Below are 20080 nucleotides of genomic sequence, written 5' to 3'. Positions count from 1 at the left end.
CTAATAGTGTTTCAGCTCAACCCCAGCTCCTGCCAGATACGCATCACTTGTCGCCGCTCGTCGGCGAACTGATCCCCGGCTACCGTACCGGCCTCGTTTTGCAAGGCCTGGCGATGCGCGGCGGAACGGTAGGCCTTATACACCTCGCGCAGCAGATGGGCATCGGCGGCGGGCATCAGCCCCACCTGCTCCAGGCCTTCCAGAATGCGGATATTGTCGGTATAGCGCAGCAACGATGGATGTTGCGCAGACCACGCCAAAGCCGCGTATTGCACCATAAATTCAATATCGACGATACCTCCGGCGTCCTGCTTGAGGTCGAACGCCACCGTGGCTTCGAAGGCATTGGCGCCGGTACCGGCCAGCGTGGCCTTGGTACCCAGGTTATCGCGCATCTTGGCACGCATCTCACTGACTTCCTGGCGCAGCTTGGCAAGGTCCCGTTCACGCCCCAACACTTTAGCCCGTACCTGCTCGAACGCACGGCCCACATCCTGGCTGCCCACCAACACCCTTGCGCGGATCAAGGCCTGATGTTCCCAGGTCCAGGCTTCATTTTCTTGATAGCGATCAAACGCACCGAGGGAACTCACCAACAAACCGGATGCCCCCGACGGTCGCAGGCGCATGTCCACTTCGTACAACTGGCCGGAGTTGGTCTGGGTGGTGAGCAGGTGAATGATGCGCTGGCCCAGGCGCGTGAAGAACTGCGCGCCATCGATCGGCTTGGCGCCATCGGTTTCGGCCTGAGGGTCGCCGTCGTGGATAAACACCAGGTCCAGGTCCGAACCATGCCCCAGTTCAATGCCGCCGACTTTCCCATAACCGACAATGATGAACCCAGGATCGCACAGGGTGCCGTCCAGCCGCTGCGGCGAGCCGTGGCGCGCCACGGTCTGGCGCCAGGCCAGGGCCAGCACTTGTTCGAGGATGGCTTCGGCGAGCCAGGTCAGGTAGTCGCTGACTTTCATCAACGGCAGGCTGCCGGCGATTTCCGAGGCCGCCACGCGCAGGCGGTGAGCGAGCTTGAAGTGACGCAGGGCTTCCATCTGCTGCTCAAGGTCGTCCTCGGGGATGCGCGTGAGGCGCTCGCGCAGTTCGGCGGCCAATTCCGGCGCCAGCGGCGGCTTGAACAGCCGGCCCTCGTTAAGCAACTCGTCCAACAACAGCGGGAAACGGGTGATCTGCTCGGCGATCCACGGGCTGGCGGCGCACAGGGTCAACAGGCGGCGCAGGGCGTCGGGGTTTTCGGTGAGCAGCACCAGATAAGCGGAACGACGGGCGACGGCCTCGACCAACGGCAACACGCGCTCCAGCACCAGGTCCGGGTTGGCGTGTTCGACGGCCTGGGCGAGCAGGCGCGGGATAAACGCATCCAGCCGCTCGCGACCGAGGCGCTGCATGGCGCGCAATTGCGGGCTGCCGCGCAAACTGGCGAGAGCCTTGAGGGCCTTGGGCGCGTCGGTAAAACCGCCTTCAGCCAATTGGCGGCAGGCGGCGTCTTCATCCTGGGATTCCTCCCACAGTGGCAACCATTCACCGCCCACCACCAGTTCGCTTTCGGCGCCGTCTTCTTCATCCGGGTCGGCGATCACTTGGCGAAAGTGCCAATCCACCCGACCACGCCAATACATCAGGCGCTCATGGAACGCGGCCCAGTCGGCAAAGCCCAGCATGAAGGCCATGCGCGCCTGGTCCTGCGGGTTGTCCGGGAGCATTTGTGTCTGCCGGTCGGCAATCGCCTGGATCGCGTGTTCGGTGTAGCGCAGAAATTCATAGCCGTTGCGCAACTCGGCGATCACCGCCGCCGGCAAGTAGCCCTGCCCCTCCAGGGTGCCGAGCACTTTGAGCAACGGTCGTTGTTGCAGGCTCAGGTCGCGGCCGCCGTGGATCAGCTGGAACGCCTGGGCGATAAATTCCACTTCGCGGATGCCGCCCGAGCCCAGCTTGATGTTGTCGGCCATGCCTTTGCGCCGCACTTCCTGCTGGATCAGCTGCTTCATGGTGCGCAGCGCTTCGATGGCAGAGAAGTCCAAGTAACGGCGGTAGACGAAAGGCCGCAGCATCTCCAGCAATTGCGCACCGGCCACCTGGTCGCCGGCAACTACCCGCGCCTTGATCATGGCGTAGCGTTCCCAGTCGCGGCCCTGGTCCTGGTAGTACTGCTCCAGCGCGTTGAAACTGAGCACCAACGCGCCGGCCGAACCATAGGGACGCAAGCGCATATCGACGCGGAACACAAAGCCGTCGACGGTCATCGGGTCCAGCGCCTTGATCAGTTTTTGACCCAGGCGGATGAAAAACTCCTGGTTATCCAGGGCGCGCTTCACGCCCACTGTTTCGCCGCCCTCGGGGTAGGCGAAAATCAGGTCGATATCGGACGAGAGGTTCAACTCCACCGCGCCGAGCTTGCCCATGCCGAGGATGACCATGTGCTGCGGCTCGCCGCTGCGCCGGCCCGTCGGCGTGCCGAACTGTGCGCAGTGGCGCTGGTAGAGCCACTGGTAGGCCTGGTCGATGCTGGCGTCAGCCATGTCGGAAAGGTCACGACAGGTTTGCACCAGGTCCGCCTGGCGGGTGAGGTCGCGCCAGATGATGCGCACTTGCTGGCGGGTACGTTGACGACGCAACAGGCGGCCCAGTTCATCTTCTGTTTCAGCCTGCTGCACGGCGCCGGCGATCTGACCGCACAGCTCGCCTGGGGCGAAGCCACGGTCCAGCTCGCCCCAGGCGGCCAGCTCGAGCAACATCAAAGGGTCACGAACACTCTGTTCAATAACGAAATCACTGGCGGCGCAGACGCGGGCAAAATCGGCCCACCGTTGCGAGGTCCACGTAGAAAGGCCATGATCGTCGTCCAGCGTGGCCACCGCGTCACGAAATGACTGCTCGGCGCGCTGGGCAATCGGAAGAAGAAGGGTGGGCAATTCGGCCAGCGTTGGCAGGCTCATGGTCTATCCTCCATCGGCGCGTAAATGGCTTGTAGTTGTGAAGGCAAGCACCACGCCCGATGGAGGACTGTCGAACAAAGGTTATAAATAGCTGAAAATTCATAATTTTTGGCAGGCAACATTAAACTCATACCTTTTCTTGTTCGCAAAAGATCAACAATAACGATTATGCTCACCAGCCAGACCGAGCAATCCGCTCAGTCTTGTGTAGTTTTACTACTCGTATATACATTCGAAAGGCTGAAATGGCCGACGATTTGTAGTAAAACTACAGGACGCCGAAGCAACCTTCGGCCATCCAAGAATTTATGTCGTCTGCCCACAAGGCCAGTCGCAAACTTCAGGCAACCGATTCTGGTAGCCTTTCCGCCCTGGAGCAAGCCATGCAAGACCTCGATCCCGTCGAAACCCAGGAATGGCTGGACGCCCTGGAATCGGTTCTCGACAAAGAAGGCGAAGACCGTGCTCACTATCTGATGACCCGTATGGGCGAACTCGCGACCCGCAGCGGCTCGCAACTGCCTTACGCCATCACCACGCCATACCGCAACACCATCCCCGTTACCCACGAAGCACGCATGCCTGGCGACCTGTTCATGGAACGCCGCATTCGCTCGCTGGTACGTTGGAACGCCATGGCGATGGTAATGCGCACGAACTTGAAAGATTCGGACCTGGGCGGTCACATCTCCAGCTTCGCTTCCAGCGCAACCCTGTATGACATCGGTTTCAACTACTTCTTCCAGGCCCCGACCGACGAACACGGCGGTGACCTGATCTACTTCCAGGGCCACACCTCGCCAGGCGTCTACGCTCGTGCGTTCATGGAAGGTCGCATCAGCGAAGAACAAATGAACAACTTCCGCCAGGAAGTCGACGGTCAGGGCCTGTCGTCCTACCCGCACCCTTGGCTGATGCCTGATTTCTGGCAGTTCCCGACCGTTTCCATGGGTCTGGGCCCCATTCAAGCGATCTACCAGGCACGCTTCATGAAGTACCTGGAAGCCCGTGGCTTCATCCCTGAAGGCAAGCAGAAAGTCTGGTGCTTCCTGGGCGATGGCGAATGCGACGAGCCTGAATCCCTGGGCGCTATCTCCCTGGCCGGCCGCGAGAAGCTGGACAACCTGATCTTCGTCATCAACTGCAACCTGCAGCGCCTCGACGGCCCGGTTCGCGGCAACGGCAAGATCATCCAGGAACTCGAAGGCGTGTTCCGTGGTGCTCAGTGGAACGTGACCAAAGTCATCTGGGGCCGTTTCTGGGACCCACTGCTGGCCAAGGACGTCGACGGCATCCTGCAACGCCGCATGGACGAAGTCATCGACGGCGAATACCAGAACTACAAAGCCAAAGACGGCGCGTTCGTGCGCGAGCACTTCTTCAACACGCCTGAACTCAAGGCGATGGTTGCCGACCTGTCCGACGACGAGATCTGGAAGCTCAACCGTGGCGGCCACGACCCGTACAAGGTCTATGCGGCTTACCACGAAGCGGTCAACCACAAAGAACAACCGACCGTCATCCTGGCCAAGACCATCAAGGGTTATGGCACCGGTGCCGGCGAAGCGAAAAACACTGCGCACAACACCAAGAAAGTCGATGTCGACAGCCTGAAGTTGTTCCGCGACCGCTTCGACATCCCGGTCAAGGATGAAGAGCTGGAAAACCTGCCGTTCTTCAAGCCGGAGCCAAACAGCGCCGAAGCCCGCTACCTGGCCGAGCGCCGCTCCGCGCTGGGTGGTTTCGTGCCACAGCGCCGCGCCAACAGCTTTGCCGTACCAACCCCGGACCTGAGCACGCTCAAGGCAATCCTGGACGGTTCGGGCGACCGTGAAATCTCCACCACCATGGCCTTCGTGCGGATCCTCGCGCAGTTGGTCAAGGACAAGGACATCGGCCCGCGCATCGTCCCGATCATCCCGGACGAAGCCCGTACCTTCGGCATGGAAGGCATGTTCCGTCAGTTGGGCATCTACTCATCCGTCGGCCAGCTCTACGAGCCAGTCGATAAAGACCAGGTGATGTTCTACAAGGAAGACAAAAAGGGCCAGATCCTCGAAGAAGGCATCAACGAAGCGGGCGCCATGAGCTCCTTCATCGCTGCCGGTACTTCGTACTCCAGCCACAACCAGCCGATGCTGCCGTTCTACATCTTCTATTCGATGTTCGGCTTCCAGCGTATTGGCGACCTGGCTTGGGCAGCAGGCGACAGCCGTACGCGTGGTTTCCTGATCGGCGGTACCGCCGGCCGCACCACGCTGAACGGCGAAGGCCTGCAACACGAAGACGGTCACAGCCACATCCTGGCTGCCACCATCCCGAACTGCCGCACCTTTGATCCAACCTACGGCTACGAGCTGGCGGTGATCATCCAGGACGGCATGAAGAAGATGACCGAAGAGCAGCAGGACGTTTTCTACTACATCACCGTGATGAACGAGTCCTACCAGCAGCCAGCCATGCCGGCCGGCGTGGAAGAAGGCATCATCAAGGGCATGTACCTGCTCGAAGAAGACACCAAGGAAGCGGCGCACCACGTGCAACTGATGGGCTCCGGCACCATCCTGCGTGAAGTGCGTGAAGCGGCGAAGATCCTGCGTGACGAATTCAACGTCGGCGCCGACGTGTGGAGCGTTACCAGCTTCAACGAACTGCGTCGCGACGGCCTGGCCGTGGAGCGCAGCAACCGCCTGCACCCTGGCCAGAAGCCAGCCAAGAGCTATGTCGAAGAGTGCCTGGCCGGCCGTAAAGGTCCAGTCATTGCCTCTACCGACTACATGAAACTGTTTGCCGAACAAATTCGCCAGTGGGTCCCGTCCAAGGAATTCAAAGTCCTGGGCACCGACGGTTTCGGTCGCAGTGACAGCCGCAAGAAGCTGCGTCACTTCTTCGAAGTCGACCGTCACTTCGTGGTGTTGGCAGCCCTGGAAGCCTTGGCTGACCGTGGTGAGATCGAACCCAAGGTGGTGGCTGACGCCATCGTCAAGTTCGGGATCAACCCGGAAAAACGCAACCCACTGGACTGCTGAGGAGATTTTTGTGAGCGAACTCATTCGCGTACCTGACATCGGCAGCGGTGAAGGTGAAGTAATCGAGCTGTTTGTGAAGGTCGGCGACAAAGTCGAAGCCGACCAGAGCATCCTGACCCTGGAGTCGGACAAGGCGAGCATGGAAATCCCTGCTCCCAAGGCCGGCGTGGTCAAGAGCCTGAAAGTGAAGCTGGGCGACCGCCTGAAAGAAGGCGACGAACTGCTGGAACTGGAAATCGAAGGCGCCGCCGACGCGGCGGCACCTGCTGCCGCTGCCGCACCTGCACCTGCACCTGCACCTGCCGCTGAAAAGCCTGCCGCTGCTGCCGAGGCTGCCCCAGCCCCGGCCGCCGCACCTGCCGCCGCCACCGTGCAGGATATTCACGTGCCGGACATCGGTTCGTCGGGCAAGGCCAAGATCATCGAGTTGCTGGTCAAGGTGGGCGACACCGTCGAAGCCGATCAGTCGCTGATCACTTTGGAGTCCGACAAGGCCTCCATGGAAATCCCATCGCCGGCTGCCGGCGTGGTGGAGAGCATCGCGGTCAAGCTGGAAGACGAAGTCGGCACCGGTGACTTCATCCTCAAGCTGAAAGTACAAGGCGCTGCGCCTGCTACCGCGCCAGCACCTGCCGCTGCTCCGGCAACTGCAAAAGCTGAAGCCGCACCGGCCGCCGCACCTGCACCTGCCGCAAAAGCCGAGGCCGCACCGGCCCCTGCTGCTGCCGCGCCTGCGCCTAGCGGTGCCAAGGTTCACGCCGGCCCGGCTGTACGTCAACTGGCCCGTGAATTCGGCGTCGAGCTGAACGCTGTGTCGGCCACTGGCCCGCACGGTCGCGTGCTGAAGGAAGACGTGCAGATTTACGTCAAAGCCATGATGCAGAAGGCCAAGGAAGCTCCGGCTGCCGGCGCTGCAACGGGCGGCGCGGGCATTCCACCGATTCCGGTGGTGGACTTCAGCCGCTTCGGCGAAACCGAAGAAGTGCCGATGACCCGCCTGATGCAAATCGGCGCGTCGAGCCTGCACCGCAGCTGGCTGAACATTCCGCACGTGACTCAGTTCGACCAGGCCGACATCACCGACCTGGAAGCTTTCCGCGTCGCGCAGAAAGCCGTGGCCGAAAAAGCCGGCGTGAAACTGACCGTGCTGCCATTGCTGCTCAAGGCCTGTGCGCACCTGCTCAAGGAGCTGCCGGACTTCAACAGCTCGCTGGCGCCAAGCGGCAAGGCGATCATTCGCAAGAAGTACGTCCACATTGGTTTTGCCGTCGATACCCCGGATGGCCTGCTGGTACCGGTCATCAAGAACGTCGATCAGAAGAGCCTGCTGCAGCTTGCCGCTGAGGCCGCTGCCCTGGCTGCCAAGGCGCGCGACAAGAAGCTGACCGCAGACGACATGCAAGGCGCTTGCTTCACCATCTCCAGCCTCGGTCACATTGGCGGCACTGGCTTCACGCCAATCGTCAACGCGCCGGAAGTGGCGATCCTGGGTGTGTCCAAGGCCACTATCCAGCCAGTCTGGGACGGTAAAGCGTTCCAGCCGAAGCTGATGCTGCCGCTGTCGCTGTCCTACGATCACCGTGTGATCAACGGCGCGGCCGCTGCACGCTTTACCCAGCGTCTGAGCCAGTTGCTGAACGACATCCGCACGATCCTGCTGTAAGCCGCAGCGGCCTCCCCGTAACCGGGGAGGCCTGCTTGCAACGATTTCCGAGCGCCACGCTCGTACCTCAACCCCGTCAATTTGGCGGGGCTTTTTTTGCTTTTCTATACAGACAGGACAGGGTTGTACACCTTCTGTCATTCCGACTGAAGAATTCCCCCGTCCGGCCGATACCCCCCTTATAGCACTTAGCCTTCATCCTCTCTTGTCAGCCCGCGCTGCATGATGCAACCTTGCCGCAGGCAGCAGAAAAGAGGGCGTGAGCCCGGCGCCGTGCGCGTTACTTCAAGTGAGTTCCCCCCATGAAAAGCCAACCCGATGTCGCCCGTATGGCGGCCGAGGTAGTGACGCAGTTACCGGTGCCTTCGCGCCTCGGTATGCTGCGTTTCGAGCGGCTTAATGAGGCAAGCTGGGCCCTGCTGTACCTCGACCCCAACTGCGAGCGCCAATTCGGCCTGTCGGCGGTCGAGCTGTGCGCCCTGATCGGCACACCCTACGCCAGCCTGATGGAACCCCAGGCGCGCTATCAACTGCACGACACCATTCAACAGCAACTGAGCCAAAGCCCGCATTACCTGGTGCGCTACACCTTGCACACCAACGACGGCCCCCTGAGCCTGCTCGAAATGGGCGAGGCCTATAAACAACACAATCGCCATCTGCTGCGCGGCTACCTGATGGTGGTCGACGGCCTGTTCAGCGAAATCCCCTTGCCTGCCCCGACGCAGGACCTGGAAAGCCAGAACAACCGCCTGCAGATCGCCCTCGAACTCAACCAGCGTGCCCAGCAGGAACAGCTGCAGCATCTGGAACGGGTGCGCGCCCAGCAAGAGTTGATCCTGCTGCTGGCCCGCCAGCGTTACACCGCCAACAACTCGCTGCAGGAAGCCGCCGAGCTGATCACCCGTAGCGCCTGCGATATCTACCAGATCGATTGCGCAAGCCTCTGGAATCTCGAAGGCCAGCGCCTGACGCCGATTTCGGCCTATCACCGCGCCGACCAGCAGTACCATCTGCCGGACCCCATTGATGCCGGCTGCTTCCCGGATTATCTGGAAGCCTTGCACACCAGCCGCGCCATCGACGCCAACAATGCCATGCGCGACCCGCGCACCCGTGAGATGGCCGAGAACCTGCGCGCCAAAGACATCCACGCCATGCTGGATGCGAGCATCCGCGTCGATGGCCAGGTGGTCGGCGTGCTATGCCTGGAACAAGGCGGCAGCTCGCGCGTGTGGCAGGCCGATGAGATTGCCTTCGCCGGTGAGTTGGCCGACCAGTTCGCGCAAGTGATCAACAACCACAACCGCCGCACCGCCACCAGCGCCCTGCATCTGTTCCAGCGCGCGGTGGAGCAAAGCGCCAACGCGTTTTTGCTGGTCAACTGCGACGGCGTTGTGGAGTACGTCAACCCAAGTTTTACCGCGATCACCCAGTACAGCGCCGAAGAAGTCCACGGCCATCGCCTGGCGCAATTACCCGCGCTGGAGAACCTCAGCGAGTTGCTGTTTGACGCGCCGTCGAGCCTGGCCAAAAGCAACAGTTGGCAGGGTGAATTCAAAAGCCGGCGTAAAAACCTCGAACCCTACTGGGGCCAGCTGTCGATCTCCAAGGTGTATGGCGACAACCGTGAGCTGACGCACTACATCGGTATCTACGAAGACATCACCCAGACCAAGCTGGCCCAGCAGCGCATCGAGCGCCTGGCCTATACCGACAACCTGACCAACCTGGGCAACCGCCCGGCGTTTATCCGCAACCTCGACGAGCGCTTTGCCCGCGACAGTGACACCCCGATCAGCCTGCTGCTGGTGGACATCGACAACTTCAAGCGCATCAACGACAGCCTCGGCCACCAGACCGGCGACAAGCTGCTGATCAGCCTGGCCCGGCGCCTGCGCAACAGCCTGAGTACCGGCGGCAGCCTGGCGCGCTTTGCCAGCAACGAGTTTGCGGTACTGCTCGACGACACCGACCTGGAAAGCGGCCAGCAGGTCGCCAGCCAGTTGCTGGCAACCCTGGATAAACCGATGTTCGTCGACAACCAATTGATCAGCGTCACCGGTTCCGTGGGCCTGGCATGCGCCCCCCTGCATGGCCGCGACCCGCAAACCCTGATGCGTAACGCCGGCCTGGCGCTGCACAAAGCCAAGGCCAACGGCAAACACCAGGTACAAGTGTTCACCGAAGCGCTGAACGCCGAGGCCAGCTACAAGCTGTTCGTAGAGAACAACCTGCGTCGCGCCTTGACCCAGAACGAGCTGGACGTGTTCTACCAGCCCAAGCTATGCCTGCGCAGCGGTCGCTTGCTGGGCATGGAAGCGCTGCTGCGCTGGAACCATCCGGAAAAGGGCATGATCCGTCCTGACCAGTTCATCAGCGTGGCCGAAGAGACCGGCTTGATCATCCCCATCGGCAAATGGATCGCGCGCCAGGCCTGCCGCATGAGCAAGCGTCTGAGCGCCGCCGGCATGGGCAACCTGCAGGTGGCAATCAACCTGTCGCCCAAGCAGTTCTCCGACCCGGACCTGGTGGCCTCGATTGCCGCCATCCTCAAGGAAGAAGACCTGCCCGCCAACCTGCTGGAACTGGAACTCACCGAAGGCCTGCTGCTGGAAGCCACCGAGGACACACGCCTGCAACTGGACCAACTCAAGAGCTTCGGCCTGACCCTGGCCATGGACGATTTCGGTACCGGTTACTCATCGCTGAGCTACTTGAAAAAATTCCCCATCGACATCATCAAGATCGATCGCAGCTTTATCCACGAGATCCCGGACAACCAGGACGACATGGAAATCACCTCGGCCGTGATCGCCATGGCCCACAACCTCAAGCTCAAGGTTGTGGCCGAAGGCATCGAGACCGCCGAGCAACTGGCGTTCCTGCGACGGCACCGCTGCGACGTGGGCCAGGGCTACCTGTTCGACCGGCCAATCCCCGGCGCAGAGCTGTTGACGATGCTCAAACGCTACCCGCGCGGGCCAATCGCCTGACAGCGCTGTAACACTCGGGCACACTGGCTGTCTGAATCCTTACCGCTAACTCAACCTGACGAGAGGACTGATCATGGTCTTGCGCTCGGAAATTCTGGTGAACAAAAACGTGCTGCCTACTCAAGAACAAGCGTTGCCTGGCCGTGAAACCCCGATGAACCTGCCCGAGACACACTTCGTCAACGGCAACCCACTGCTCGGCCCGTTCATTGACGATGTCGGTTTTGCGATCTTCGGCCTGGGATGTTTCTGGGGTGCGGAACGCAAGTTCTGGCAGCGCGACGGCGTGGTCAGCACCGTGGTGGGTTACGCCGGCGGCTTCACGCCGAACCCGACCTACGAAGAAGTCTGCTCCGGCCTGACCGGCCACAGCGAAGTGGTGCTGGTGGTGTATGACCAGGCCAAAGTGAGATACGAAGACCTGCTGAAGATGTTCTGGGAATTGCACAACCCGACCCAGGGCATGCGCCAGGGCAACGATATCGGCAGCCAGTACCGCTCGGTGATTTATGCGACCACCCCGGAACAACTGGCGGCGGCGAAGGCCAGTGCCGAGGCGTATCAGCAAGAACTGAGCAAGGCCGGCCTGGGTGAAATCACCACCGAAATCGACGAAGCCCCAACGGTGTACTTCGCCGAGGCGTACCACCAGCAGTACCTGGCGAAGAATCCGCAGGGGTATTGCGGGATCGGCGGCACCGGCGTGACCTGCCCGATCTAAAGGCCAACACAGATCAACATGTGGGAGGGGCGCCCTCCCACATTGGGTCCTGTGCCTGGCTTTAGAGCAGGTTACTCAGCGATTAGCCAATCCATCTGCCACCCACCCTGGGTCTGGCCAAGTTTCTTGGACAGCCACGGCAGCAGCTCGCGCAATTCCTCTTCCAAGCCCCACGGCGGGTTGGCAATCGCCAGGCCCGAGCCGGTCAGGGTGTTGGGCGTGTCCAGGGGATGCACCAGCAATTCCACGCGCAACAGCTTCGGCGCGCCAGTGCCGGCCAGGTCCTGGTAGAAGCGACGCAGCATGCGCTGGTCCTTCACCGGGTACCAGATGGCCGCGACGGTCTGGCGCATGCGGCTGACCGCTTCCTTGAGGGAGGCAGCGCACCGCTGCATCTCATCGAGTTTCTCGAAGGGCGGGTCGATGAGCATCAATGCGCGTTTTTCCGGCACCGGCAACAAGGCGCGCGGTACATGCCAGCCTTCGCCCAGGTGCACTTTGACGCGGCGATCACCTTTCATGTTGTCCTTGAGCAGCACGCCGTCTTCGGGGTGTTTCTCATTGAGCAAAACCCGATCCTGCGGGCGCGTAAGGCGCCGTGCCAGTTCCGGCGAGCCCGGGTAGTAACGCAACTGGCCATCCGGGTTCATCTCTTGCAGCACGCGCATGTAGTCGGCGGTCAGTGACGGCAGGTCGTCCTCGCCCCACAGACGCGCGATGCCTTCCAGGTATTCACCCGTGCGGTTGGCCTGGTCGCCCTGCAGGTCATACAGACCGATCCCGGCATGGGTATCGAGGTAGGCGAACGGCTGTTCCTTGCGCGACATCAGGGCAATGAGGCGGGTCAAGGTCAGGTGTTTGAAGACATCGGCGTGGTTGCCGGCGTGAAAGGCGTGACGATAATTCATGGTTGCTCCTGCGCAGGGGGCGAAGTTTACCTTCTACACGGGCAAAGGTGCAGGGCTGCGTGTCGGGCGGTGCTTATGCCGTAAATACAGGAGGCAGGCCAAAAAAAATCTAAACGGCCGTATCACGGTGGACTTATTGTGGCGATCCATTCTCCAGGGAGGTCAATAACAATCATGAAAGACGCCACCATCGCGCTGCACCATGGCTTTAAGTCGGACCCCACCACCAAGGCCGTCGCTGTGCCGATCTACCAGAATGTCGCCTTCGAATTCGATAACGCCCAGCATGGCGCCGACCTGTTCAACCTGGATGTGCCCGGCAACATCTACACGCGGATCATGAACCCCACCAACGATGTGCTGGAGCAACGCCTCGCCGCCCTCGAAGGCGGTATCGCCGCGCTGGCGGTGTCGGCCGGCAGCGCCGCGATCCACTACGCGATCCAGACCCTCACCCGGGCCGGCGACAATATCGTCACCACCCCGCAGCTCTACGGCGGTACCTACACCCTGTTCGCCCACCTGCTGCCGAGCTTTGGCGTCGATGTGCGCTTCGCCCGAGACGACTCTGCCCAAGCCATCGCCGAGCTGATCGACGACAACACCAAGCTGGTGTACTGCGAAAGCATCGGCAACCCGGCGGGCAATATCATCGACATCCAGGCACTGGCAGACGTCGCCCATGCCCGTGGCGTGCCACTGGTGGTGGATAACACCGTGGCCACGCCGATCCTGTGTAAGCCGATCCAATTCGGCGCCGACATCGTTGTGCACTCAATCACTAAATACATTGGCGGCCATGGCAACTCCCTGGGCGGCGTGATCGTCGACAGCGGCACCTTCCCCTGGACCCAATATCCGGAAAAATTCCCCGGCCTCAACAACCCCGAGCCGGCCTATCACGGCGTGGTCTATACCGAAAAATTCGGTCCAGCGGCCTTTATCGCCCGCGCCCGCACTGTGCCGCTGCGCAATACCGGCGCGGCGCTGGCGCCGATGAATGCGTTTTTGCTGCTGCAAGGCCTGGAAACCCTGGCTCTGCGCATGGAGCGCCACACCGAAAACGCCCTGAAGATCGCGCAGTTCCTACAAGGCCATGCGGCAGTGGAATGGGTCAGCTATGCCGGGCTACCCGATCACCCACACCACTCCCTGGCGCAAAAATACATGCAAGGCAAACCGTCGGCGATCCTGTCTTTCGGCTTGAAGGGCGGCTTCGATGCCGGCGTGCGCTTCTACGACTCGCTGCAAATCTTCAAGCGCCTGGTCAACATCGGTGACGCCAAATCCCTGGCCTGCCACCCCGCCTCCACCACCCATCGGCAGATGAACGAGCAAGAACAGGCCAAGGCCGGCGTGAAGCCGGAGATGATCCGCCTCTCTGTGGGCATCGAGGCGATTGAAGACCTGATCGACGACTTGCAGCAGGCCTTGGGCTCAAGCCGAGTCTGACGCCAGGGCGCTGGCCAGTGCGTCATAGCTGATATCCGCACCACGCGCAAAGTAGGCGACCTTGTGCCGCAAGGTCGCCGGCGGGAAGGCGGTGTACAGGTCCGGGCGCTGTTCTTCGAGCCGTTGCAGCAGGTTGTCGATCAGGGTTTGCGGTGACTGCTCTGCCAAATGTTTGAGCACGGGCGCAGGCACTCGCCACCACGGGCTGGCTTTAGCCTCGGTCATCGGCCCCGGCGCAACCGTCAGCGGCTGGCCATTAATCAGGTAACGCTGGAACACCGGCAATACCGTTGACGCCGCGTCGCCCAACGCCTGCAACATCGGTAGAAATTGGGCGCCATCCCAGAAGCGCAGAAACACTTCCTGATGATCGGGCAGGTAGACCTTGGTCAAGCCTTGCAGATGCGCAACCACGGTTTGCAACGAGCTGGAGGACACCGCCAGCCAGCCCCAGTCCGTGGATTCGGTGGTCGCTATCCAGTCGAGAAAAGGACTGTCGGGCTCGATGATTGCGACATAGGGCATCACCTCACTCCACTCGGCGTAGGCTGTGCCGGACCAGATGGGTTGGGGCGGCATGCCGGCAGCTGTGCTTCGCCAAGCATCGAGAGGTTTGGCGTCACTGGCATTGCTGAGGACGACGAAGAAGCGCTCGCCTGATTCGAGTAGGTGGTGGGCTAGCCAAGTCCGAGGTGCTAGCTGCTTAAGCATTCGAGATAATCCTTTGCACATAGAAGTTAATTAAATAGTCCACCGTCAAACACTGCGACGCCCCGAGAGTTTTTATCCAAGCCAGCCCATATATTCACCGACACACCACAAAGTAACCGCGTACCCCCCCATACCCATCAAAAAAAACCCCACAGTCTCAACTCACGCATTAGCTGGCGAGGAATATTGTCCAGATCTTCACGCGTAATGGCCCCATCCTTAATATGCAATTTCTGAAAGACAAACATTCCAGCGACGGTATTCACAAAAAAAGTTTTGCTTAAAAAATCGGAACCAATAAAACGCTTACGGTAAGAGATCAATCTTGAAGCACCCAAGCACTCCAATATTTCATCGACTTTACGATATGAAAAATACACCTGCCCCACTAAAACAAGAACGACCCATAACGCCGCGATCATCAAACAATAAAAATACAAAGTCCTTGCGCTTTCCATATTTATTTCACTCCCTCATAAACAACTTCTCCCAACTTGCTCCCCATGCGAGCTCCGGCATTCCCCCCTATTGCGGCTCCGGCACCCACAACCACCACGCCGCAAATTAACCCGCCAACGCCAAGGGTTCCTACACCGATAGCAATACAAACCGGAGTGGCCGCCAATGTGCCAAAATATGCCCCTCCCCCACCACCGCCAACGGAACCTAAAAAGCTCCCGCCTTCCGTGAGTTTAACTTTTTTACAATCCGCAGCAGTTCCAACTCGGCACGTTTCCTTCACCTTTAACGCTGAGGCCGATGCGCCTAAACCAATACCGACGAAACCGCCAACTTTCATATATCGGCTCGCCCGCGCAACACCTTGTATGTGCGTCGCATAACCGGGTATCCCTTCTGAAACACCCGCTTTTTTCCAATGATGGACAAGGCTGCGACTAGAGATGCCCATCGCACTTTTCAGCTTTGGATGATCAGGAATGCCAACGCCTTTACGTACCAAAGGCCCAAGACCTTTATCCAGCTGGCTCAGCAGTAACTTCCGCTCAGCAAAGAACTTAGCGCCTTGCAGCTTGCCGTGCTGTTGGAAGGTTTCTACGTGTAACTTCTCAAGGTCTTTCAGGATCGTCTCAACGTCGCTCAAATGCTTGCTCACCATCGAGCCCCCTACACCCACCGCCATCGAACCCTCTGCCAAAAAACCCCTAACCACCTCATGGTGCTCCACCATAAACGCCGCTTCCTCATCACTCATCGGCGTCAGCGCATTGCCCACCTCTTGCGCTGCCTCCATCAGCAATGCTCCCTCACGGGTGCATTAGCTGTTGAGTGGGTCGCTGAGGGCCAGCATCTGCCCCGGTCGGGCGTACGGCGTAAGGTGTGGATTCAGGCTGCGAAAACGCTCCAGAACAGTTGCACTGGGAGACTCGAACAGCGTTTTTTCCAACTCATCACGCGGCATGGCGCGTTGCACAATATGAAAACCTGGCTCTACAGCCGAGGCTTTTGCCGCAGGGGCTCCTCGAGCGTTATTACCTGCGCTGCCATGCTGCGCGATATCGCACTGCCCATTCTTGCAACGCTCACATTCCTCGCAAAACGGTGCACTACGCTTCAAACTCGCCACTTGCACGGGGCTCAGTGGGGCGGGGATAACCGCCAAGAGTTTTTCCTTGAGCCCCGGTATCAACGGCGCCGGGCCGGGGGCAGGGCCGCCGCCGAGCTGGATCGGCACGCTGCTGAATATGCCGCCCGCTGAAAGCGTGATCGATTGCCCTCCTGCCTGGATCGTGAGGGTGGCGCCCGCGTCGATAACGATGCTCTGCCCTGCGCCAATCTGAATGGTTTGCCCAGCCTTTACCTGCTGCGAGCCGCCGACCACCAGGTGATCATCCAGCTTGAGTTCGGTCAGGCGGTTGCCATGGGTGATGCGCTGTTCTTCGCCCTGCAGTTCATGGTGCGACTCACCCCCAACTTTCACCCGGCGCTGGTTGTCGACCTGTACCTGCTGGTCATGTAACACGTGCTGGGTCCAGTCGCGCTGGGCACGCAGGTAGATTTCTTCGGCGCCCTTGCGGTCTTCGATGCGCAATTCGTTGTAACCGCCGCCACCGGGGCTGCTCTGGCTGCGGAAGATGCTGCGGGTCTTGTCCGCCGGCAGGTCGAGGGGCACCGGCGTCGCCGCGTTGGGCAGGCAACCCATCACCAGCGGCATGTCCAGGTCGCCATTGACGAAGCCCACCAGCACTTCCATGCCCACTCTGGGGATAAGCACCGCGCCATAGCGGTCATGGGCCCAACCGCTGGCAACCCTCAACCAACAACTGGAATGATCGTCATGGACCCCGGCGCGGTCCCAGGCCAGTTGCACCTTGACCCGGCCGTACTCGTCGCAATGGATTTCGCTGCCGGCAGGCCCCGTGACCACGGCGTTCTGATAACCCGAGATAGCCGGGCGCGCTTGCTCGGACAAAGGCGGGCGGAAGATCACATCCCAAGGCGCGGCGACAAAGTTATTGCGATATCCCTGCCGAAACTCACCGTCGCAGACTTCAGTCACAGCCTCCTCAAGCACTTGCGGCTGCTTGCCTTCGTGGCTTACTTGGCGCACCAGCCACAAGTCATTCCAGCTCTCGCGGGGGTGCCCTGACAACTTGAGGAAACCGCCACTGACCAATGCCGGTTCATCACCCTCGCCATGGGCCAGTCGGTAGTCGCTGCGTTGGCGCTCCAACCCGCGCTGCGCGAGGTGTTTGCCATGGGCACGGTCGCTGAATTGGCCGGGATAGCCTTGCTGTTCGAGCATGGGAAGCTGTTCACCGCTGGCCGCGCTTTCCAGCGCCAGGCGCGGTTTTCGGAAATCGTAATCGCGCAGGTTTACCGCCGTGGTAGCGGTCGCCAACTGCACGGCGAAGCGTTTGATCGCCGGGGTTTGCGCGACCATTCCGGAACCGGGCATGTAGGGAGTGGGTTGCTCCGCCTGGGCAAACACGGTCTGGTCATCGCCGAACACCAGCAGATGTCCTTCGGGTGAATGCTGAAAATGGTAGTGAATGCCCTGCTCGGCACACAGACGTTGAATGAACGCCAGGTCGGTCTCGCCGAACTGCACGCAATATTCGCGCTCGAGGTAAGTACCGCTGAGGCGAAATTCGAACTGATCACTCAGGATCCCCTGCCCCACCAGCACCAGTGCCACCATCTGCGGCACCGTCTTGTGCTGAAAAATACGCTGGTGGCTGCTATGCGCCAGGTAGGCCAATTGCGGTACAAGAGTGATTTGATATCGCGTCAGACGGCGCCCGGAGTCACCCTGCGCCACTCGGTAAACCAGGCCGTGGACGCCATGCCCCTGATCATCGAAACCCAGGTAAACCTGGCGATGCAACACGCTTTGCAGGTCAAGATCGGGCTGCTCGCCTACCAGCTCAAGGTCAAAACAGTAGGGCTGACTAAGCGCCTCGTTACCGTTGAAGCGGTAGACCTTGAGGTCACTGGCAACCCCGTCGAGGGTCAGGGTAAAGGCACTTTGATTGGCAGGAGCGAACATCCGGTGTTTCTCTGCGAGGGGTAGGCGCAAGATTCTGCACCACGATTTCGCCTCTCTGAGCGCCCCCCGATCAAATCAGTAAACCCCTACACGCCAATGTCGGAATCTTCTTCGGACCAACTCAAATCACACGCAAAAAAAGGCCCGCCATCCGTAGGACGCGGGCCTTCTTTTTAACTCAAACGGCGCTTAACGCCCGGCGAGTTACTTGTTGAGGTTGTAGTCTTTTTCGGCGGCGTCAAAGCGCTCGACCATACCGGCGGTCGGTGCGCCCATCTTGCTCACGAAGTAGATCGCCAGGCTGGCGAAGATGAAGCCTGGGATGATTTCGTACAGGCCCAGCAGCGAGAAGTGCTTCCACACGATCACGGTGGTTGCGCCGACCAGGATGCCGGCCAGTGCGCCGTTGCGGGTCATGCCTTTCCAGATCACCGAGATCAGCACCACCGGGCCGAACGCCGCGCCGAAACCGGCCCAGGCATAGCTGACCAGGCCCAGTACGCGGTTTTCCGGGTTGGCGGCCATGGCGATGGCGATCAATGCCACCAGCAGCACCATGGCGCGACCGACCCATACCAGCTCAACCTGGGAAGCGTTCTTACGCAGGAAGGTCTTGTAGAAGTCTTCGGTCAGGGCGCTGGAGCACACCAGCAATTGGCAGCTCAGGGTGCTCATGACGGCCGCGAGGATGGCCGACAGCAACACACCGGCAACCCATGGGTTGAAGAGGATTTTTGCCAGTTCGATAAACACACGCTCAGGGTTCTCGGTCACAGGACCCGCCACTTCCGGATGCGCCGAAAAGTAGGCGATACCGAAGAAGCCAACGGCCACGGTGCCGCCCAGGCACAGGATCATCCAGGTCATGGAGATGCGGCGCGCCTTGGCGATCGACTTCACCGAATCCGCCGCCATGAAACGCGCCAGGATATGCGGTTGGCCGAAGTAGCCCAGGCCCCAGCCCATCAGCGAGATCACGCCGATGAAGGTGGTGTTTTTCAGCATGTCGAAATTGGTCGGGTCCTTGGCTTCGATGGCAAGGAAGGTGGTGTCTACGCCGCCGGTGGCCAGCAGCACGATGATGGGCGTCAGGATCAACGCAAAGATCATCAGCGTCGCTTGCACGGTATCGGTCCAGCTCACCGCCAGGAAACCACCGATAAAGGTGTAGGCAATCGTCGCCGCAGCGCCGGCCCACAAGGCAGTCTCGTAGGACATGCCGAAGGTGCTTTCGAACAGGCGGGCACCGGCCACGATGCCGGACGCGCAGTAGATGGTGAAGAACACCAGGATCACGACGGCGGAGATGATCCGCAGCAGGCCGCTTTTATCTTCGAAACGGCTGGAGAAGTAATCCGGCAGCGTCAGGGCGTCGCCGTTGTGTTCGGTCTGTACCCGCAGGCGACCGGCCACGAACAGCCAGTTGAGGTAGGCACCGGCGATCAGGCCGACGGCGATCCAGCTTTCCGACAGACCGGACATGTAGATCGCGCCCGGCAAGCCCATCAACAACCAGCCGCTCATGTCGGAAGCGCCGGCGGACAACGCCGTCACCACGCTGCCGAGGCTGCGACCGCCAAGGATGTAATCGGAAAGGTTATTGGTGGAGCGATAGGCCATCAGGCCGATCAGCACCATTGCTGCGATGTAGATCACGAATGTGATCAGGGTTGGATTGCTAACGCTCATATGAGTGACGCCCTGGCTTTGTTTTTATGTGGCAGCGGTCTGTCGGACGGCTACCCACTGATCAGTGAGTAAACGTACCTGTGTGCCGCGCATTTATGACTGACGTTTCCCCAGGAAAGCCGCCAGCCGATGAACCCCGCTTTCGCGTTGGTTGCACCTTGGCCGCGAATGCTATTCAACAAAGCAAATAAGGTGCAACCAGTTTCTTGGGATTAAGTTGCACCTGAGCGTAAATTCGCTCAAATACCCTGTTTTTGCTCCTTTTCGGAGCAAGAACAGCGGATCTCAGAAGCAAATGCACCAAGAGAAAGCGCAATCCGCTGAACGCTCAATTTTTTCACCGCATCCATCGAAAATTTCATGGATAAAAAGGGTTGCACCCGGTTGCACCTCTTCTTGGGCGCAGCTAATCTTGCCGCCAGCTAATGCCACTCGGTAGTGGCACCCATGAG

General features: G+C 60.2%; 12 protein-coding genes. 5 read left to right on the top strand and 7 right to left on the bottom strand.

All coding sequences use genetic code 11. The features are described 5' to 3' along the window. Window positions 1-11: 11 nt before the first annotated feature. On the bottom strand, window positions 12-2951 hold the full coding sequence (glnE, locus tag AB4O25_RS20965; RefSeq protein WP_017526476.1) for a bifunctional [glutamate--ammonia ligase]-adenylyl-L-tyrosine phosphorylase/[glutamate--ammonia-ligase] adenylyltransferase: 2940 nt from the start codon (window positions 2949-2951) through the stop codon (window positions 12-14). Between the two features lie 383 nt (window positions 2952-3334). Between glnE and aceE the strand changes: the two genes are divergently transcribed. The 4 genes from aceE to msrA all read left to right on the top strand — a co-directional run bounded on the left by aceE (window position 3335) and on the right by msrA (window position 11360). Further along, the gene (gene aceE / locus AB4O25_RS20960) at window positions 3335-5980 is read left to right on the top strand and encodes a pyruvate dehydrogenase (acetyl-transferring), homodimeric type (protein WP_017526477.1); all 2646 of its coding nucleotides are present in this window, start codon (window positions 3335-3337) and stop codon (window positions 5978-5980) included. 10 nt (window positions 5981-5990) lie between these two features. After that, window positions 5991-7643 (top strand): dihydrolipoyllysine-residue acetyltransferase, encoded by a 1653-nt coding sequence (aceF, locus tag AB4O25_RS20955; RefSeq protein ID WP_460149946.1) that lies wholly within the window; start codon window positions 5991-5993, stop codon window positions 7641-7643. A 302-nt stretch (window positions 7644-7945) separates the two neighbouring features. Next, window positions 7946-10639, top strand: a complete 2694-nt coding sequence (locus AB4O25_RS20950; protein WP_065879467.1) for a putative bifunctional diguanylate cyclase/phosphodiesterase — start codon at window positions 7946-7948, stop codon at window positions 10637-10639. A 73-nt stretch (window positions 10640-10712) separates the two neighbouring features. Further along, window positions 10713-11360, top strand: coding sequence for a peptide-methionine (S)-S-oxide reductase MsrA (gene msrA, locus AB4O25_RS20945; RefSeq protein WP_017526480.1), 648 nt, complete (start codon window positions 10713-10715; stop codon window positions 11358-11360). 71 nt (window positions 11361-11431) lie between these two features. On the opposite strand, the gene AB4O25_RS20940 is transcribed toward msrA, so the two are convergent. Further along, window positions 11432-12268: a 23S rRNA (adenine(2030)-N(6))-methyltransferase RlmJ gene (locus AB4O25_RS20940; RefSeq protein ID WP_017526481.1), complete on the bottom strand. Its 837-nt coding sequence runs from the start codon at window positions 12266-12268 to the stop codon at window positions 11432-11434. 174 nt (window positions 12269-12442) lie between these two features. Here AB4O25_RS20940 and AB4O25_RS20935 point away from each other — a divergent pair, with 174 nt between their 5' ends. Further along, entirely contained in the window at window positions 12443-13720 is a 1278-nt protein-coding gene (locus AB4O25_RS20935; RefSeq protein WP_068937010.1) for an O-acetylhomoserine aminocarboxypropyltransferase/cysteine synthase family protein, read from the top strand. Here the strand turns inward: AB4O25_RS20935 and AB4O25_RS20930 are convergent. The 5 genes from AB4O25_RS20930 to putP all read right to left on the bottom strand — a co-directional run bounded on the left by AB4O25_RS20930 (window position 13706) and on the right by putP (window position 19628). Then, window positions 13706-14431 (bottom strand): DUF4123 domain-containing protein, encoded by a 726-nt coding sequence (locus tag AB4O25_RS20930; protein ID WP_116078984.1) that lies wholly within the window; start codon window positions 14429-14431, stop codon window positions 13706-13708. The two genes, AB4O25_RS20935 and AB4O25_RS20930, sit on opposite strands and share 15 nt — an antisense overlap. Before the next feature lie 137 nt (window positions 14432-14568). After that, the gene (locus tag AB4O25_RS20925) at window positions 14569-14889 is read right to left on the bottom strand and encodes a hypothetical protein (protein ID WP_460149945.1); all 321 of its coding nucleotides are present in this window, start codon (window positions 14887-14889) and stop codon (window positions 14569-14571) included. 2 nt (window positions 14890-14891) lie between these two features. Continuing rightward, a complete protein-coding gene (locus AB4O25_RS20920) occupies window positions 14892-15683 on the bottom strand; it encodes a hypothetical protein (protein ID WP_460149944.1) in 792 nt (263 codons plus the stop codon). 24 nt (window positions 15684-15707) lie between these two features. Continuing rightward, window positions 15708-17939, bottom strand: coding sequence for a type VI secretion system Vgr family protein (locus AB4O25_RS20915; RefSeq protein ID WP_460149943.1), 2232 nt, complete (start codon window positions 17937-17939; stop codon window positions 15708-15710). A 204-nt stretch (window positions 17940-18143) separates the two neighbouring features. Next, complete coding sequence (gene putP, locus AB4O25_RS20910; protein ID WP_017526487.1) at window positions 18144-19628, bottom strand: sodium/proline symporter PutP; 1485 nt, start codon at window positions 19626-19628, stop codon at window positions 18144-18146. Window positions 19629-20080: the final 452 nt, after the last annotated feature.

This window comes from Pseudomonas sp. S3_A03, assembly GCF_054668275.1.
This window is presented reverse-complemented; position numbering and strand designations above follow the sequence as displayed.

Excerpts from the sequence above, each read along its gene's own strand:
- AB4O25_RS20915 (WP_460149943.1), bottom strand. The coding sequence starts at position 17,939 with ATGTTCGCTCCTGCCAATCAAAGTGCCTTTACCCTGACCCTCGACGGG.
- aceE (WP_017526477.1), top strand. The coding sequence starts at position 3,335 with ATGCAAGACCTCGATCCCGTCGAAACCCAGGAATGGCTGGACGCCCTG.
- msrA (WP_017526480.1), top strand. The coding sequence starts at position 10,713 with ATGGTCTTGCGCTCGGAAATTCTGGTGAACAAAAACGTGCTGCCTACT.
- AB4O25_RS20930 (WP_116078984.1), bottom strand. The coding sequence starts at position 14,431 with ATGCTTAAGCAGCTAGCACCTCGGACTTGGCTAGCCCACCACCTACTC.
- AB4O25_RS20950 (WP_065879467.1), top strand. The coding sequence starts at position 7,946 with ATGAAAAGCCAACCCGATGTCGCCCGTATGGCGGCCGAGGTAGTGACG.
- AB4O25_RS20925 (WP_460149945.1), bottom strand. The coding sequence starts at position 14,889 with ATGGAAAGCGCAAGGACTTTGTATTTTTATTGTTTGATGATCGCGGCG.
- putP (WP_017526487.1), bottom strand. The coding sequence starts at position 19,628 with ATGAGCGTTAGCAATCCAACCCTGATCACATTCGTGATCTACATCGCA.
- glnE (WP_017526476.1), bottom strand. The coding sequence starts at position 2,951 with ATGAGCCTGCCAACGCTGGCCGAATTGCCCACCCTTCTTCTTCCGATT.
- AB4O25_RS20935 (WP_068937010.1), top strand. The coding sequence starts at position 12,443 with ATGAAAGACGCCACCATCGCGCTGCACCATGGCTTTAAGTCGGACCCC.
- AB4O25_RS20920 (WP_460149944.1), bottom strand. The coding sequence starts at position 15,683 with ATGGAGGCAGCGCAAGAGGTGGGCAATGCGCTGACGCCGATGAGTGAT.
- AB4O25_RS20940 (WP_017526481.1), bottom strand. The coding sequence starts at position 12,268 with ATGAATTATCGTCACGCCTTTCACGCCGGCAACCACGCCGATGTCTTC.